At 38.2% G+C, this 17,395-nt stretch carries 18 protein-coding genes; 7 read left to right on the top strand and 11 right to left on the bottom strand.

All coding sequences use genetic code 11. The features are described from left to right. Positions 1 to 4 precede the first annotated feature (4 nt). Positions 5 to 841, top strand: coding sequence for a pyrroline-5-carboxylate reductase (gene proC / locus BkAM31D_RS05605; protein ID WP_084372166.1), 837 nt, complete (start codon positions 5 to 7; stop codon positions 839 to 841). A gap of 322 nt (positions 842 to 1,163) precedes the next feature. Here proC and BkAM31D_RS05600 read toward each other — a convergent pair whose 3' ends face one another. Then, positions 1,164 to 1,391 (bottom strand): hypothetical protein, encoded by a 228-nt coding sequence (locus tag BkAM31D_RS05600; RefSeq protein ID WP_066153939.1) that lies wholly within the window; start codon positions 1,389 to 1,391, stop codon positions 1,164 to 1,166. 149 nt (positions 1,392 to 1,540) lie between these two features. On the opposite strand from BkAM31D_RS05600, the gene BkAM31D_RS05595 reads away from it, so the two are divergent. Beyond that, positions 1,541 to 2,362, top strand: coding sequence for an ion transporter (locus BkAM31D_RS05595; RefSeq protein ID WP_066153936.1), 822 nt, complete (start codon positions 1,541 to 1,543; stop codon positions 2,360 to 2,362). 173 nt (positions 2,363 to 2,535) lie between these two features. Here BkAM31D_RS05595 and BkAM31D_RS05590 read toward each other — a convergent pair whose 3' ends face one another. After that, the gene (locus tag BkAM31D_RS05590; protein ID WP_066153932.1) at positions 2,536 to 3,906 is read right to left on the bottom strand and encodes an aspartate kinase; all 1,371 of its coding nucleotides are present in this window, start codon (positions 3,904 to 3,906) and stop codon (positions 2,536 to 2,538) included. A 257-nt stretch (positions 3,907 to 4,163) separates the two neighbouring features. Then, positions 4,164 to 4,451: a hypothetical protein gene (locus tag BkAM31D_RS05585; RefSeq protein ID WP_066153930.1), complete on the bottom strand. Its 288-nt coding sequence runs from the start codon at positions 4,449 to 4,451 to the stop codon at positions 4,164 to 4,166. Positions 4,452 to 4,660: 209 nt separating this feature from the next. On the opposite strand from BkAM31D_RS05585, the gene folE2 reads away from it, so the two are divergent. Further along, positions 4,661 to 5,545, top strand: coding sequence for a GTP cyclohydrolase FolE2 (gene folE2 / locus BkAM31D_RS05580; RefSeq protein WP_066153928.1), 885 nt, complete (start codon positions 4,661 to 4,663; stop codon positions 5,543 to 5,545). A gap of 68 nt (positions 5,546 to 5,613) precedes the next feature. Here folE2 and cobT read toward each other — a convergent pair whose 3' ends face one another. From cobT to cobA, 4 genes are read right to left on the bottom strand one after another with little or no spacing between them, the layout of a single operon-like run. After that, the gene (cobT, locus tag BkAM31D_RS05575) at positions 5,614 to 6,633 is read right to left on the bottom strand and encodes a nicotinate-nucleotide--dimethylbenzimidazole phosphoribosyltransferase (RefSeq protein ID WP_066153925.1); all 1,020 of its coding nucleotides are present in this window, start codon (positions 6,631 to 6,633) and stop codon (positions 5,614 to 5,616) included. A 39-nt stretch (positions 6,634 to 6,672) separates the two neighbouring features. Further along, complete coding sequence (locus tag BkAM31D_RS05570; protein ID WP_066153922.1) at positions 6,673 to 7,299, bottom strand: precorrin-2 dehydrogenase/sirohydrochlorin ferrochelatase family protein; 627 nt, start codon at positions 7,297 to 7,299, stop codon at positions 6,673 to 6,675. A 10-nt stretch (positions 7,300 to 7,309) separates the two neighbouring features. Further along, positions 7,310 to 8,119 carry a sirohydrochlorin chelatase gene (locus BkAM31D_RS05565; RefSeq protein ID WP_066153919.1) on the bottom strand — a complete coding sequence of 270 codons (810 nt, stop codon included), beginning with the start codon at positions 8,117 to 8,119 and terminating at the stop codon, positions 7,310 to 7,312. 4 nt (positions 8,120 to 8,123) lie between these two features. Next, positions 8,124 to 9,593, bottom strand: coding sequence for a uroporphyrinogen-III C-methyltransferase (gene cobA / locus BkAM31D_RS05560; protein ID WP_066153916.1), 1,470 nt, complete (start codon positions 9,591 to 9,593; stop codon positions 8,124 to 8,126). A gap of 284 nt (positions 9,594 to 9,877) precedes the next feature. On the opposite strand from cobA, the gene BkAM31D_RS05555 reads away from it, so the two are divergent. The 4 genes from BkAM31D_RS05555 to BkAM31D_RS05540 all read left to right on the top strand — a co-directional run bounded on the left by BkAM31D_RS05555 (position 9,878) and on the right by BkAM31D_RS05540 (position 13,540). Then, complete coding sequence (locus BkAM31D_RS05555; RefSeq protein ID WP_066153913.1) at positions 9,878 to 10,183, top strand: MerR family transcriptional regulator; 306 nt, start codon at positions 9,878 to 9,880, stop codon at positions 10,181 to 10,183. 123 nt (positions 10,184 to 10,306) lie between these two features. Continuing rightward, a complete protein-coding gene (locus tag BkAM31D_RS05550) occupies positions 10,307 to 11,131 on the top strand; it encodes a divergent polysaccharide deacetylase family protein (RefSeq protein WP_066153909.1) in 825 nt (274 codons plus the stop codon). Next, positions 11,115 to 11,681 carry a GNAT family N-acetyltransferase gene (locus tag BkAM31D_RS05545; RefSeq protein WP_235820407.1) on the top strand — a complete coding sequence of 189 codons (567 nt, stop codon included), beginning with the start codon at positions 11,115 to 11,117 and terminating at the stop codon, positions 11,679 to 11,681. The genes BkAM31D_RS05550 and BkAM31D_RS05545 overlap by 17 nt, the downstream gene beginning before the upstream one ends. Further along, a complete protein-coding gene (locus tag BkAM31D_RS05540) occupies positions 11,678 to 13,540 on the top strand; it encodes a S8 family peptidase (RefSeq protein ID WP_235820405.1) in 1,863 nt (620 codons plus the stop codon). Before BkAM31D_RS05545 ends, BkAM31D_RS05540 begins: the two co-directional genes overlap by 4 nt. Before the next feature lie 72 nt (positions 13,541 to 13,612). Here the strand turns inward: BkAM31D_RS05540 and BkAM31D_RS05535 are convergent, their stop codons facing one another. From BkAM31D_RS05535 to cysP, 4 genes are all read right to left on the bottom strand, one after another. After that, a complete protein-coding gene (locus BkAM31D_RS05535) occupies positions 13,613 to 13,810 on the bottom strand; it encodes a DUF3906 family protein (protein ID WP_066153904.1) in 198 nt (65 codons plus the stop codon). Then, the gene (locus BkAM31D_RS05530; protein WP_066153901.1) at positions 13,810 to 15,429 is read right to left on the bottom strand and encodes a nitrite/sulfite reductase; all 1,620 of its coding nucleotides are present in this window, start codon (positions 15,427 to 15,429) and stop codon (positions 13,810 to 13,812) included. Before BkAM31D_RS05530 ends, BkAM31D_RS05535 begins: the two co-directional genes overlap by 1 nt. A gap of 100 nt (positions 15,430 to 15,529) precedes the next feature. Next, entirely contained in the window at positions 15,530 to 16,123 is a 594-nt protein-coding gene (gene cysC, locus BkAM31D_RS05525) for an adenylyl-sulfate kinase (RefSeq protein ID WP_066153898.1), read from the bottom strand. Between the two features lie 192 nt (positions 16,124 to 16,315). Next, entirely contained in the window at positions 16,316 to 17,392 is a 1,077-nt protein-coding gene (cysP, locus tag BkAM31D_RS05520; protein ID WP_066153895.1) for a sulfate permease, read from the bottom strand. Positions 17,393 to 17,395 lie beyond the last annotated feature (3 nt).

Raw genomic sequence — 17,395 nt, 5'->3', positions numbered from 1 at the left:
TCAATTGTTAGAGAATAAAACGATTACTTTTTTAGGAGCTGGATCAATGGCAGAAGCTGTCATTGGAGGACTTGTGCGGCTTCAAGTCGTTGCTCCACAACAAATTATTGCGACTAATTTAAGCGACCAAGAAAAGCTTAATTATCTTGAACAAGAATATGGCATCCGAACAAACTCTAACCGAGCAGAAGCGGTTAAAGAAGGAGATATTATCATTTTAGCTATGAAACCAAAACATGTTAAAGATGCTATCGATGCCGTACAGTCTATGACGAACGAAAGTCAATTGTTTGTCTCCGTTCTCGCAGGTATCCCTACTTCTTATATTGAAGACTTACTTGGACATCAAGCGGGCGTCATTAGAACCATGCCAAATACTTCTGCTAAAGTTGGGGCTTCTGCAACTGGTATTTGCAAAGGTTCTTATGCAACCAATCAACAATTAAATGAAGTCGAACAACTATTTTCAGCGGTCGGAACGGTTACCGTCGTAACAGAAGATAAACTAGATGCAGTAACAGGTATTGCAGGAAGTGGCCCAGCCTATTTCTACTATGTTGTGGAAGCAATGGAGCTAGCGGCAGAGCAAGCAGGTTTATCGAAGGAGGAAGCAGCTACTTTAATTTCTCAAACGATTGTAGGCGTTGGAAAACGACTACAATCAACAAAGAAATCTTCGAGAGAATTGTATCAAGAAGTAATGAGTCCCAACGGAACAACGGAAGCAGGTATTAAAGTCTTAGAAGAACGCCAGACCCAAGAAGCTGTTACAGACGCTATTACAAGAGCAATTGAACGATCAAAAGAACTTGGATCGGTTTTTCTTAATACAAATAAATAAATAGAAATAGGTGGACAAAATCAAAACTTTTTTGTCCACCTATTTATTAGGAACTTCGATATATTCTCTATTATCTCTTTTTCCAAGCAATTGATAGAAGTAAATTTATCAATTATTTTCTTGTCAATAAAAAAGACAATACTATTATTGGTGATATTTGTTTTAAAGGTAAGCCCAATGCTTATACTGTTGAAGTAGGTACGGAATTAAACCCTCAGCCCAAAACAAAGGTTATGCAACGGAAGCAGTAAGTGAAATTTTAAAATGGGAATTAGAAAGGGAACTTTTTAATCAGGCTATTTTGAAGATTCCGTCTATTGAATCAGTTCACCATTCGAGACGAATCCCTTAGATCATATTTTGATAAAGACAAAACGGAATCTCTTCGGAACATCCTTTTTTGTTTGCGTACATGACAATAAGCAATTAGATGTTGCTCATTATAAGAACGAACAGTGATGACTCTCTGAGAAATGCAACCATCATTTGCTTGATAAATCATTTCTAATTTCAGGGCACTGTTTACACTACGCTTTAACAGTATTTCCATTTTTATTCCCCCTTTACCTACATACATCATACACAATTACAATCAACAAAACAAGAACAAGTGTTCGATTTATAATAATGCTTTTTTAGTTGAAAAAAATCTAGTAAAATAATGGATAGATTGCAGTTTAGGAGGAGCCTAATTTACCTATGGAGATTTCCAATACCGAGTTATCGAACAATCGATTTGTTCGTCCCATACAACGAATTGTCTTTCATCGTGCCTTTACAATGGCGGTTATAGGCCTTATCATTGTTAATGCTATTCTTGTCGGCTTAGAAACCTACCCCACTTTATATATTGAGTATAAAGAATGGTTTTTTCTAGCTGACTATATTTTGCTTTGGATTTTCACGCTGGAGATTACAATGCGATTTATCGCTACGAAACCAACTAAAAACTTTTTTAAAAGTAGTTGGAACTGGTTTGATTTCTTAATTGTTGCTGCCGGGCATATTTTTGTTGGTGCTCATTTTATCACGGTTCTTCGTATTTTAAGGGTGTTAAGGGTTCTTCGGGCCATTTCAGTCATACCGTCCTTAAGACGACTTGTAGACGCACTCTTAATGACAATCCCTGCTCTTGGTAACATTATGATCCTTATGAGTATCATCTTCTATATATTTGCCGTTATGGGAACAATGCTTTTTGCCGAAACGGCACCAGAGTATTTTGGAAACTTACAATTATCTCTACTGACTCTCTTTCAAGTTGTCACTCTGGAATCATGGGCTAGCGGAGTCATGCGTCCAATATTTGAAGAACTCGCATGGTCCTGGATCTATTTCGTCATTTTCATATTAGTAGGAACCTTTATTGTCTTCAATTTATTTATCGGGGTAATTGTTAATAATGTAGAAAAAGCAAATGAAGAGGAACATGCAAAAGAGGAAAACAATGAGTTAAAAGAGCTTAAATCTGAAATCAAAGAACTTAAGACAATGATACAAAAGTTGACCGAACGAGGGTAGCCTTCTCAAAAAAGGCCTCGTTCAAAATGCAAATGTGGATTGTCTGTTTGTTTTATGTACCCTTGCTGATGTTTATCTGTTGGCAAGGGCTTCTAGTTTTCAAGAAAAATGGTTGCTTTCCACATAGAAAAAAGCAGAACGGAAATCGTTCTGCTTTAATAGCTAAACATTCATTATTGTACCGTTTCATCTGCACCACCGAAAAATTCTTGGTACAACTCCCTAACAGTTCGATCTGCATCTGAAGCATGTATTCCTAAAATTAAACTCACTTCCGATGAACCTTGGTTAATCATCTCAATGTTAACATTTGCACGTGTTAATGCTGCTGTTGCACGAGCAGAAATTCCAATTGTATTATGCATTCCTTCACCAACGATCATAACCATGGCAAAATCACGCTCAACATACACATCATCAACACATAACTCGTCATTAATGCGTGCAGTAATTCTTTCTTCTATCTCATCTGTTAATTGTTCTTGACGCAGAATGACAGAAGTATCATCAATTCCAGAAGGCATATGTTCATATGATAGGCCTTCATCTTCTAGAATTTCCAGAAGTTTACGTCCAAAACCAACTTCCCGGTTCATTAAGTATTTTCTTACATAAATCGTTGCAAAACCTTCATCTGCAGCAATTCCTATAACTGGATTTAAGAAGTATTCTCTTTCAGCAATAATCATTGTACCAGAAGATGAGGGATTGTTTGTATTTTTCACACATACAGGAATACCGTTTCTAAATGCTGGGAAAAGTGCCTCGTCATGAAAAACTGAAAATCCTGCATACGATAATTCACGCATTTCTCTATATGTCATTTTTTTAATCTTTACTGGATTATCAATAATCTTCGGATTGGCTGCAAAAACCGAATCGACATCTGTAAAATTTTCATATAAATCTGCTTTAACACCTGCTGCAAGAATTGACCCCGTTATATCAGAACCTCCACGCGAAAATGTTACGAGTGTCCCCTCTTTTGAATAACCAAAAAACCCTGGGAATACAATAATTTCTTCACGCTGACGTAACTTACTTAGGTGTTCGTAAGCTTCAGGTAATACTTGAGCATTCCCTGGCTCATCACTCACATATAGACCTGCATCTAGTGGGTTTAAATAAATTGCATTTAATCCTTCTTTTTGGAAATAAGCTGCAATTAACTTTGCGTTATTATCTTCCCCGCTAGCCTTGATTAAGTCCATAAATGATTCTGGTCGACTTAAATCAAACTGGACTCTTTCTCTCAGGTCGGCCTCAATTGTAGCTATGATATCCTTTCCTAATCCTAACCCTTCTGCGATATCATCATATCTGTTTATAACTTCTTGTAACTCTTTTTCTGCTTCCCCTTTCTGTAATACTGTTTCACCTAATTGAATGAGAAGATCAGTAACCTTTGTATCTTCGCTGTCCCTTTTTCCGGGTGCTGATACAACGATCACTTTTCTGTCTTGATCTTCTGCAACAATGGCAGCTACCTTTTTAATTTGCTCCGCACTCGCAACTGATGTTCCTCCAAATTTCGCTACCTTCATTTGTTGTCTCCAGCTCCCTTATTCTTCAATTATCTCTTGATTTCAAGTTTTTAGAACATTCCCAATATAACATAATCTCACTCGATCTGCAAAGGGATTCTAATACGTTATAAGCTGACATTACCTCCTAATTCTTCCTGAGGGAAACTCAACACTGAGATACATTCAATACACGCAATTTCTTGTCAATGCCTCTTAAATTGAAAAACAGGGATGACTTTTAAAGGTAAATTCCCCCTCAAGTCATCCCTGCTTCTTTATTTAAATATGCTTATTAAAAACGGTTCCCTTTCACCAACTAAATCAGTTTCAGTACAATCTGACTCTGCTACATAATTCATCTCTTTTGCAAATCCGAGCGTTGTCTCTTCTAAGTTATTTGTTAACTCCGCTTGGTCAAAACATGCTGGTGTACTATAAACTTCCTTAGTATGATCCAGAATGATTCTAGTATCATTAGACGGGTTGACCGTCACAGGAATAACAAATCCCAAAATGAGCAAGATAACAGCTAACCCAATGAGAAGTTTTGCCCCTTTTTTCATTTTAACCCCTACCTTTTTCCATATTTCAACAATAATCAGTTAAAGTAGACAGCTTTCAATCAACTTTCTTGTCTCCTTTTCCCTTTGTAGTGTAATATGGAGGAAGCATAACTAGCAACTTTTTTACCCGTCAGAAAAACGATTTGATTCTTTAATATATAAGTTATGCCAAATTTATTTCGAACTAAATACTCAGGAGTGATTAATAAATGAAACGTTCTTTACCACCAAAAGCAGAGCGTCATCGTCATTTTGGATCTGTGGAGCCAATTATTGGTACGAAACCAACAGAAAAAGAAAAAATGCCCGACCTCCAAAATAAACCAGCTGATTTTTATTTTCCAATTCAACAAGTAGGAATTTCTGACGTGAAATATCCTGTTATGATTGAATCATTGATTGCACCTACAACTCAAACGACAACAGCTACCTTTGCACTAACAACAAGCTTAGAACAAGATTTCAAAGGAATAAATATGAGTCGTTTAACCGAACAACTGCATAATTTCTTCCAAGCACACTTGTTAACAGATGAAACGTTACGAGAATTCACAGCCATCTTAGCAAGAGAGATGAAACAACGTGCAGCAAACGTTCAAGTAACGTTCCCTTGGTTCTTTACTAAGACAAGCCCCGCTATGGAAAAAGAAGGCATGGCTCATGCTGAGGTTAAATACGATGTATCTTTTGATGAAGAAAAAGGATATACATCAGTGATTACTTTAACAGGAGCTGTTACGACACTTTGCCCTTGCTCCAAAGAAATCAGTGAATACAGTGCACATAACCAACGTAGTTTTGTAACCATGAGTGCTACAGTAGATGAAGGACATGATGCTGATTGGAAAACTGTATTGTTAGAAGCTGCAGAATCTAATGCTAGCTCTATACTTTATCCAGTATTAAAGCGTCCTGATGAAAAGGCCGTGACGGAACATGCTTACGAGAACCCTCGTTTTGTCGAGGACCTTGTCCGTCTTGTTGCTGCTGACCTTTATGAAAATGAGGCAGTCAAATCATTTACAGTTGAATGTCGGAACGAAGAGTCTATTCACCAACATGACGCAATCGCGAAATTATCATTCACGAAGTAAACACAAAAAGGGTGTCCAACTAGGTCAACATAGACCTGTTGAGACACCCTTTTTTAGTAAGGAACTTATTACAATCCTAAATCTTCAAATGTTGCCATTTCTCTCAACATTCTTGAAGCAGCTTCGACAATTGGATACGCAAGAGCAGCACCTGTCCCTTCGCCTAAACGTAGATTCAGTTGCAATATCGGTTCAATGTTTAAATATTTCAATAAACGTTCATGCCCAACTTCTACTGACTGATGAGCGATGATTAAATAAGGATGAACAGCCGGTTCTAATTTGAGTGCGACTAAAGCTGCAGCTGAAGATATAAAACCATCAATTAAAACAGGAGTCTGTCTGGCAGCTCCTTCTAAAATGATTCCTGCTAAAGTCGCGATCTCGATGCCTCCTACTTTTGCTAAAACCGATAGCGGTGACATATTGGAATTAACTTTGCGGTTTTCAAGTGCTTGTTTTATTACTTTAATTTTCTTTTGCCTTTCTTGTTCAGTTAACCCAGTTCCAGCTCCAACTACCTTTTCCACAGGCTCTTCGGTCAATGCTGCAACTAAGGCACTCGAGGCACTCGTATTGCCTATGCCCATCTCACCAGTAATAAGCAACCGGTGTCCTTTTTCAATATATGTTCCCGCTACTTCTCTTCCCACCGTTAAAGCAGTTAAGGCTTCTTCTTCTGTCATTGCATCTTCATGTAGAAAATTTCGTGTCCCCCATCTTAACTTTTCATGAATAATAGGTTGAGTACTAATATCTGCATTGACACCTACATCAATAACAGCCACCTCGGCACCAATTTGATTAGCAAATACATTAATGGCGGCTCCGCCGCGAACAAAGTTCTCTACCATTAACGCCGTTACTTCCTTTGGATATGCCGAAACACCTTCAGCTACAATTCCATGGTCTGCCGCCGCTACAAGAATTGCCGGCTTTTCTATGACTGGCTTTGCTTCCTCGGTTATTCCAGCCAATTGTATAGCTAATTTCTCAACCCTTCCAAGACTTCCCAACGGTTTTGCTAGTTGATTTAAATGAGCCGTTGTCTCTGCAATGACCTCATCATTAAAAGGTTTAATCTTCATCTTAATTCCTCTCTCCTGCTTACTTAAACAACAAAATTTCTATTCTTTTATATGTTCTAGATAGGTCTTTAACAGTTGGTTAAATAGAAGATCTCTATCCTGACTTCGCAAAAAATCTTTCGTAGCTACATAGTTCAATAGTCGTTTCCTATCACTTGCGGGTAATCGACTGTTTAACACTTGCTCTCTAACGCTCTTTAAAAAACGTAAATCATTTTCAATCGTAGAATCCATCAATTGTTCTATGTCAGTCATAAGTTGTTTTAGATAGGATGGACTCACCCCACCAGTTGATGCTGAAATTGCTAGTGGGCCTTTTCTGATCGTTTTCGGAAAGCTAAAATCACTTAACTCAGGATTGTCAGCCAGATAAACAAGTTGATACGATTTTCGCTGTTGAAAAATTGCTAGATGTAAAGAAGAATCATTTGTTGTCAGTAAAAGAAGGTCTTCATCAAAAGTAGAATCCTCATTAACCTTGCCCTGTACCCACTTTATTCTAGGAAGATAAGCTTGTAAATCTTGATGAAGTTCCGGTGAATAGACCAAAACATCGTCTATTTCTGCTTCAAGTAATTTAGGAACTTGTCTAGAAGCGACTGCTCCTCCTCCTATGACAGCAGCTCTTCTCCCTTTCAAGTTAAAATTCAATGGAAGGTTGCTCATTTTCCACTCCTCATGCTTGACGATACAAACATGTATCACAGTTAATCTTTACGTTTTCTTCTAGCACTTCCTTAGCTCGATCAGCAAGTATTGAAACCAATTGATCATCAAACCCTAAATAATCACATAGAATAAACTCTTTATCCGATTGCTTTGACCATTCGTCCAATTGTTTCTGCAAACCTTTCATTAATACCCCTGTAAATAATAAATATGGTACAACATAAACCCTGTCATTTGGAATGCGATTCATACGTGCTAACCCTTCATCAACATTCGGTCTCGTTGCCGCAATAAAACAAACATCGACATCCATAACAGGTGTAAATTCCCAGACTAATCTCGCTATTTTCATTAAATCACTCGTATTGTCCGGGTCGCTGCTCCCTCTTCCGACAAGAAGGATGGAGATAGGTTGGCGCTCATTATAATCAGGTCGCTTATCAACCATGTGTAAACCGGCTGTTTTTAGACGGTCCTTCACAATGGAGATCACTGTTTTATCAATTCCTATCGGCCTTCCATAAGTGAAAACTATATGAGGGTATTTTATCTTCATCCTATCGATCGCTTCGGGAATGTCTACCTTTGCATGCATTGCTGTAAGCAATAAAACGGGTACAACAGCTATCTTTGTTGCACCTTTTTTGATACAGGCTTCTACTCCCTCTTCAATTGTAGGCTCTGCCAATTCAAGAAAGCAGCATTCCTGTATGAAAATAGTAGGGTGAGAAGACTTTGCCTTCTCAACAAATTGCTGAAGTTCTACATTCCCGTCTTTAACTCTACTCCCGTGGCCGATATACAAAATAGCTTGCATCTCATCACCCACTTTTTATTAAATTAGAATTTGTTAATTGCTTAATTAAACATTCTTTTGATGGTTCTTCTAACTTAATGTCAGCTTTATAGCCTGATTTTATTGCAGCTTCAAACGTCGCTTCACCAAAGCATATTATATCTGCTCGTCTTGATAATGACTCAGGCGTTTCATTGCATGCTTTAATCTGCTCTGTCACAACCTTCACAGCTTGAGCACTAGGAAACACAATTGTATCAATCCGATCCTCATCTAATATTCGTTGACAAGTATAATTAGATTGCTCGACAATCTCAGATTCGTGTGAAACAAGAAAATCATGGTCACCATATAGCTCATTTCGTTTTTCGGGTTGTTCCTCTAACGAAATTGAACCGATAACTACCTTTCTACTCGCCTTATTAGACTGTTCAATGCCTTTTCCTAGACAAGCATATGCTTTTAGTGCGTTTATCGACTTTAATGAAGCGCCGAAGAAAGAAGCGTTGATCGTACGTATATCTACCTGATCATTGTTCAGTTTTCTGAAAAATACGTCTACACTTTCCGGTGAGTGAAAAATAATCTCATCATACTTTGTAAAATCAACTTTAGAAAAAAAGCGTTCTTTCGTAACAAAGCGTGGATATTCAAATACATTTGCTCCAAGACGTGTTAATTCAGTAGCAATAGAGCTCTCTCCACCTGATGTTCGACCGAATAAGATGTGCTTACTAAATAGAGGTTGGCGCTCAAACCAACTTTCTGATTTTCTTAGGTTAGCAACATTCCCAACAATCGTGACAGCCGGATTTGAAAATTTATGTTCTGCTACTAGCTGAGCAATTGTCCCCAATGTTCCTTTTAACGTCTTTTGCTTTCCTAATGTTCCCCACTGAATTAGTAAAACAGGTGTATCTTTATCACGTCCATTATCAATCAATTGCTTACAAATATAAGGAAGATTCTTCACTCCCATGTAAAAAGCAATCGTATCAATCGCCTTAGCTAGACTTTTCCAATCCATTAAAGGTTGTCCATCTGGTGATTTATCGTGACCTGTTACGACCGCAAATGATGCACCGTGATCTCGATGTGTTACAGGTACACCAGCATAAGTAGACGCCCCAATACTCGCTGTTATCCCTGGAACAATTTCATAATCGATCCCATGCTTCTCAAGCTCTTCCGCTTCCTCTCCGACTCGACCATATACACTAGGATCACCACCTTTAAGGCGAACGACTGTCTTACCCTCTAACGCATATTGCACAAGTAAATCATTAATAGCCTCTTGCCTTAATAGATGACGATCAGGTAACTTTCCACAATAAACAAGTTCGGCTCCTGGTTTTGTTTTTTCCAGTAACAATGGGTTGACTAAACGATCGTATAATACTACATCAGCACTTTCTAAACATTGCTGTCCTTTAACTGTAATCAATCGAATATCACCAGGTCCTGCTCCTACTAAATATACATAACCTCTTTTCATTATTCCGCTCCTTTGATCATTCTATCTATCCCTATTCTACATCAAGAAATCGTCTTTCATAAGTCAATTATATTCCGAGTTTTTTGATATGTTTAATAAATTATAATACAAGAATGCTTTAATCACAATTACTACTATTCAACGTAAGTGCTTACATTTACAAGAACTGTTAAACCTGCAATAAACTTTGTCAGATTATCTTACATTCCCAGTCGTTTCCCACATAAAGCTGTGCTATGATAAAAAAAGATCAGAACATTCTAACTTAATAAGGGGTGGAATGGGTGTCCTCATATAAAGATAAAAAAGTAATTACGATTGGTATTGTAAGTGAATTGACTGGATTGTCTGAACGAAAGATACGGTATTACGAAGAAAGAAAATTAATTTATCCTGAACGTTCAAAAGGAGGAACACGTAAATATTCCTTTTTGGATGTTGAACGTTTACTTGATATCGCTAATAAAATGGAAGATGGTATGCAAACATTTGAGATTCGCAAAATGGAACAGAAACAAATGAAAAAACAAGAAGTACGAGATCGCATGCTTCGAGGTCAATTGAATGCTGCATTTAATATTCGTAAATAACATGTATAACAGAGATTACTCGTTATACATGTTTTTTTATGTTTCGTGTATTTTCATCTTTGTAACATAGAACCTATTTTCTTTGACAAACTATACGTAAAATATCTTAAATGAGGTGTTCGTATGCGTTCGTATGCGTTGCTTTTAACCAGCTTAATTTCCCTTTTCACTTTATGTACGATTCCAAATGCTTGGGCGAATGAACATGGCTTGGCAGCGATTATTATTGATGATTTTGGAGGAGATGTAAAAGGGGTCGAATCATTTTTAAAAGGTGATCTCCCCATTACCGTTGCAATAATGCCCTTTATGGAACACTCGACAGAACAAGCAGAAAAAGCTCACCACGCTGGACTTGAGGTTATGATTCATATGCCGATGGAACCTAAAAAAGGCAAAGCCTCCTGGCTAGGTCCAAATGCGATTACTAGTGACCTCTCCGATGAAGAAGTTATTAACAGAGTTGAAGCGGCAATTGATAACGTTCCTCATGCTAAAGGGATTAACAACCATATGGGGTCAAAGATTGTGGAGGATGAACGAATAATGAAGCTCATTCTTCAAACAGCGAAAGACAATCATTTATATGTTGTCGACAGTGGCACGAGCTCTAAATCTGTTATTCCAGCACTCGCTGAACAATTAAAGATCCCTTATGCAACACGCAGTATTTTCTTAGATGATACACATTCTTCAAGTCAACACGTACAAAAACAAATGACTTCATTACTTAAATTAGCAAAGAAAAATAAAAAAGCGATAGGAATTGGACATGTCGGGATAAAGGGCAATGAAACGTATGCCGGTATTGAGAGGACAGTTCCTCTTTTCACAAAAGAACAAATCGATATCGTCCCTCTTTCACACCTTCTAGATACCGATATTGATCATGACCCTGCTGAATTCTGGAAACCTAGAAAGGAGAAATCAATTGGAGAAATTAAATGAGTTAAGTAAAGTCTTTACAGCTAAGGATTCATCAACTGTTATTCTTCGTCCAGTTCAGAAACAAGACGCATCCCAAATAATTGAGGCAGTGGCTTCTATTATTAAAGAAGGAGCATCAATTCAAAAAGAAAGACCTAGAACTCTAGAAGAAGAACAAACTTTTATTCAAGAAATGTTAAGAGATGAAAACATGTATATTGTGGTCGAACTCAATGGAGTCGTTAAAGGGATTGCCAGAGTGATACGCGGAGAATTAGAGATGAAGAGGCACACTGGCTTGTTTCGAACATGGTTACATGAAGATGCCCAAGGTAAAGGGATTGGAAGACAAATTATGGATTATACGTTGCAGTGGTGTAAGCGCGCTCGCTTACACAAACTTTGTTTAACCGTGTTCGCCTCAAATGAGGTTGCAAAACATCTATATGAAAAAGCAGGATTCGTCGTTGAAGGAATTCAAAAAGAACAAGTCATTATAAATAGCCATTACGACGACGAAATTTTTATGGCTTATTTTTTTAGAAATAGAAAGGATGAGAAAACCCAATGATGTGGAGAATGGCGAAAACCGTCTTAATAGTTGGGCTTGTTGGAATCGGGCTCGCTATAATTGGTCGAGCATTGATTGATGACAATAATTACTCTATTCAAACGAAACAGATTCCAGAGAGCTTAGAAACTTCGGCTATGGATCACCTAATGGCTGAGGATCTTTCCTTAACAACTTCTATGTTTTTAAAACAACTTTCAGCCCAAATGCAAAGATGGGCTGATGCTGATTTAGAAAAAGATGAAATGAGAGCTCGCTTTAAAGAAGAAGTAGCAGAACACCCTCATTTTAACGGATTTGCAATCGTGCAAGAAGACGAGATCGTTGAGCAAGTAGGCAATGTCAAGCGTTTCGATTTAGCCAAGCTGACTCATCACCATATGAAAAGTGAATTTTCTGACCCATACTCAGTGGATGGCAAACAATACATGTTAATGGGTGAGAAACTCGATGACGGGCGAACAGTGGTCGGCGAAGTTGATTTAACATTTGTTAAATCTTTTGTTAAAGACATGGCTTCTGTAGCTGATTCTACCGGTACCTTTTTCGTCTCAGGAGCAAATCCAGAAATAGAATGGGAAACAACAGAAGATCTCCCTGAAAATTTACAGTCTGAAACTGTCCCTGAATTAGGCTGGCAAATCGTTGTCCATTCCGATGACCAACGACCAAAGCAGTTAGAGCATCCTTATCATTCAAATCAAGCAGTTATTAAGTTCAAACACCCAGAAGTAGCTAATAACTGGTTTAATGATCATCCTGAATTAACTATTTTAGAAACAAATAATCCATTATTTGTTATTGAATCACAAAACGAATCAACAGAACAACTCATTCGTCGCTTAAGACGGGACTATGATTTAGCGATCGTTGAGCCGAATTATGTTATCTCAAAACAAGTTACTATCTTCTCAACCGTTCCAAATGAAAGGACAGAACGCCGAACTCAACCGCAGAGACAGCAACAACCTAAAGAGAAACAAACTGTTTTAACAAGTCTCCCAAATGATGAATTTTTTGAACCTTATCAATGGAATCTTGAGCAGATTGAAATCGACGAGGGTTGGAAATTCACTGATGGGCAAGGTGTCACAATAGCTGTTCTGGATACAGGAGTCGACCCTGACCATCTCGACATTAAAGATCAGCTCGGTTCTGGCTATAATGCTATTGATGATTCTGACAACTTTCAAGATGCTCATGGTCACGGCACCCATGTCGCAGGGGTTGCGGCTGCTCTCACAAATAATGTGACCGGTATTGCAGGGATCTCCTTTAATAGTACAATCTTGCCTGTCAAAGTTCTTAATGATGAAGGTGAAGGCTCGTCTTACGAGGTCGCAAAAGGCATTTACTGGGCAGTTGATCATGGTGCTGACGTAATCAATATGAGTCTTGGCGATTATTACTCCTCTGACTTGCTTTACGATGCAATTAAGTACGCTTACGATAAAGATGTTATTTTAATTGGCGCTTCAGGTAATGATAATGTAGCAGATCCAATGTATCCTGCCTTATACGACGAAGTATTGACTGTTGCAGCAGTCGATGATGCTAGAAACCGTGCTTTCTTTTCAAATTATGGCGAACATGTTGATGTCGTAGCTCCTGGTGAACACATTCCAAGTTTGTTTCCAGATAACAATTATGTTGTCATGTCAGGCACATCAATGGCTGCTCCACATGTCGCAGGATTTGCAGGACTGATCCGTTCTTTAAGACCCGATCTTACAAATAACGAAGTTTATGAAGTAATCAGGTCAACTGCAAAAGATTTAGGAACAGAAGGGCATGATCCATATTATGGATTTGGGGAAATTGATGTTGCCAATGCTTTAAAATCCATTGCTTCGAATTAAGCATATTATTCATTAAACAAAAGAGGGACGTCTCAAAGGGTCAAAACAGACCCTTGAGACATCCCCACAAATTTATTCTATTACAAATCCTACCGCTTTTTTTATCGGTTTTTTCTCCAATAAAGTAATAGAAGAAATAATTGGCAGTTTCAAGTAGTTTTTCTCTACCTCTTTTTCAGCAGTATCAAACGCCACTTCGTCCGCGCTTGCCGCTACTATAACTTCAACACTAGTGTCTTCTAACTCAACTTCAAAGCGATACAAATTCATTATGCTGGTGCGAGGATCTCATCAAGTGCTGTTTGAAGCGCCTCATGACCTACTCGACTATAGAAATCAAAGAAAACTTCGTTTGGCTCTTTATTCTCTTCAAAATAACGAAGGAGAGATGCCAATGCCGGAGCTAATTCTTCTGCTGAGATCTTACCTTTTAATTTATTATTAAACTGAGCAACCTCAGTCTCTAATGTACCGCCAACATAAAACTCAAACGCTTCAATCATCTGTTTTTCTTTATTTCTCATTAAGACACCTTGAAGACCTATATCAGCTATTTGACGTTGTCCACATGCATTCGGGCAGCCAATCATATGAATACGAACAGGTACGTCAATATCAACATGCTCATCTAAATACTCTGCAACACGTCTCATACGCTCTTTTGTTTCAACGAGAGCTAAATTACAGTATTCAATTCCCGTACAGGATACAGAATAACCAATGAAATGCTTTGGCTCTAGTTTAATACGTTCGAATAAAGATTCTTGTAGCAAAGCTGGTACTTCCGCATTCGGAACATTTGGAATAACTAAGTTTTGCGTATTACATGTACGAATTTCTCCATTTCCATAATCTCTTGCAATACGAGCAAGATTAAACCATTCCTCGGAATTCATACGACCAACAGGAACATTAAACCCAACATAGCTTAGGCCTTCTTGTTTCTGAGGGTGAACCCCATAAAAATAGCCGCCATTCCATTTTTCAAGCTTACAGGTCCCCTTCGTAGGAAGTACCCCTGTATATTCCTCTAATTTTTCTTTGAATTTCTCAACGCCCCAATCAGCAATTAGAAACTTTAAACGAGCACGATGGCGTTTTTCACGGTATCCGTGATCACGATAAATAGAAGTAATGGCAATTGCAACATCCTTCACTCTCTCTGGTCGTACAAAAACATCTAGTTCCTCAGCAAGATAAGGCTTTGCAGATAATCCTCCCCCTACTTTCACATGAAACCCAATCACTTCTTCTCCATCTATTACTTTTACTGCTGGAGTAAATGACATACAGTTAATTCGGTCATGTCCTGCATTATGAATATTTGATGAAATTGACATTTTAAATTTTCGAGGGAGATTCGAAAAATCAGGATTTCTTTGAAAGAAGCGATAGACATCTTCAACGATCTCTCTCGTATCTAGTAATTCATTGGGATCTACTCCAGCAAGTGGATTCCCCATAATCGTACGAGGAATATCACCACAGGCGCCAACGGAAGATAACCCTACAGACTCCAACCGTTTAAAAATATCCGGTAAGCTTTCTATTGTCAGCCAATGATACTGAATAGCTTGACGAGTGGTAATATCGATTACATCACGACCATAATCTCGACCTATTCCCGCTAATGCTTCGGCTTGCTCATTTGTGATTACACCTGAAGGAATATTAACACGCATCATGAAATAGCCATCTTCTTTCGGCTTCTGTAAATAAAGACCAGCCCATTTAAATAAGCTCCAGTCTTCTTTTGGAATAGACGCAAAACCTTCTTTTGCGTATGTCTCAATATCGTTTAAAATGTCTAATCCATCTTTCTCTAACTTTCTCAATTCGTCTTTGTTTAACTTCTCAGGCTCAGCTGCCCAAACTTTATCATACGCCATTATGTACATTTGCCCCCTTGTAACTTGTCCTTAAATAAGTGTTGCACTAGCTTAAGTCAGCTAGTGCCCTTAAATTACCATTTTTATAAGCATTAAGACCCTACAAAATTCCGTTTTCTTTTAGATACGCTAAAACGACTTCAACAGATTCCTCAACCGTTTGCTTATCAGAGTCAACGATAATTTCAGGTGCATTTGGCTCTTCATAAGGAGAGCTAATCCCTGTAAATTCAGGAATCTCACCTGCTCTTGCCTTTTTATATAATCCTTTAGGATCACGTTGTTCACAAGCTTCTAAAGAACAGCGAACATATACCTCAATAAACTCTCCATCTTCAACGAGTTCACGAACTCGATCACGATCTTCTTTGAAAGGCGAGATAAATGCTGTACAAACAATCGTACCAGCATCAACAAATAATTTTGCTACTTCACCAATTCGACGAATGTTCTCTTTACGATCTTCATCGCTAAACCCTAATCCTTTGTTCAAACCATGGCGGACATTGTCACCATCCAGCACATAACTATTTTTACCTTGCTTAAATAGTTGCTGTTCAAGTGCGTTTGCAAGCGTAGATTTACCTGCGCCTGAAAGTCCTGTGAACCATAATATCGCACTACGATGTCCATTTCTTTCTTGACGTTCTTCTTTTTTTATCGTCGTTTCGTGCCAAACAATATTTTGACTCACTACGCTCTCCCCCTCTCAACCTACAAAAAATTCTGATAGTTTACTATGTTTTAAGATACGTGTCTTCCTTCTCTTTGTCAATTGAGTTTCAGAAAAATTCAAATTATATATATCTTAGCCCTATAAGTTCTATTTACATCATAGGGCTAAGATTACCTTGTTACGATTTCCAATTAAAATCCAATGCTTATCCTAGATCCCAGCTCCGTCGTCAAAAGTCGCTCTTCTCTCACGCTTCGCTGTTTGATACATGCTATATGCACCACCTGTAGCAATTAATACACTAATCAATACGAATAGAGAATAGTAATCTCCTTGTTTAAATAGAAGAATAAAACCATATGATAACACTAAAGAAAATAACGGTGACACGATCCATACCTTTAAGATTTGCTTTAGAATGCTTGTTTGCCAGAGTCGAAATCCTCCATTAATTGTTCCTATACCGATGATTGCTGATGTAGTAACTTGAGTTAGCGGCACCGGTAACCCAAAAATTGATGCTGTGATAACGAGTGAGCCACCTGTTAAAGAGACCGTACTACCTTGCAAGAGACTTAATTTGGTGATTCGTTTCCCATTCGTTTCAAGCACCCGGCCACCGAGTAACAAGGCTCCTATCGCTACGAAAAAACCACCCATTAATATAGCCGGTGTAATTTCAAGTAACCCTGCACCAACTAGAGGTCCAACAGCATTGGCAACGTTATTCATTCCAGCTGCATAAGCTTCCATACATCCACTAACAATCAATAAAATTACTAGCGGTTTCTTCCATTTGCCATGACCCTTTAAATTCGGATACTTCTTTTCTAGTTTACGTACAAGGAGGCCAAAACCATAAGCAAGTAAAAATGCGACAATCGGTACGATTACCCAGAAAGAAACAATCACAATTAGCTTATCAAAGTAAATCGCTTGATAGGCAATTCCAGCACCCACAATTGCACCAACTACTACTTCACTAGTGGACAACGGAATCCCTAGTAAATTTGCTATAAAAAGGGACAAGCAAGCTGATCCTAATATAATAATAACAATCTCTACATCTACAATCGAAGAAGGTATAATCCCATTTCCGATAGTTCTGACAACCTCTCCACCAGCTAAAGCTCCTAAAAAAGCAAATAATCCAACAAGCAGCATCGCATTGCGTTTTTTTGGAATTGCTCCACTCCCGTAAGCAGGTCCCATTGCCGCAGCCGTACCACTTGCTCCTATGTTCATTGCAAAAAAACATGCAATGATAATCGCGACAATGGTTAGCATATA

The organism is Halalkalibacter krulwichiae, assembly GCF_002109385.1.
Classification (GTDB): Bacteria; Bacillota; Bacilli; order Bacillales; family Bacillaceae_D; genus Halalkalibacter; species Halalkalibacter krulwichiae.
This window is presented reverse-complemented; position numbering and strand designations above follow the sequence as displayed.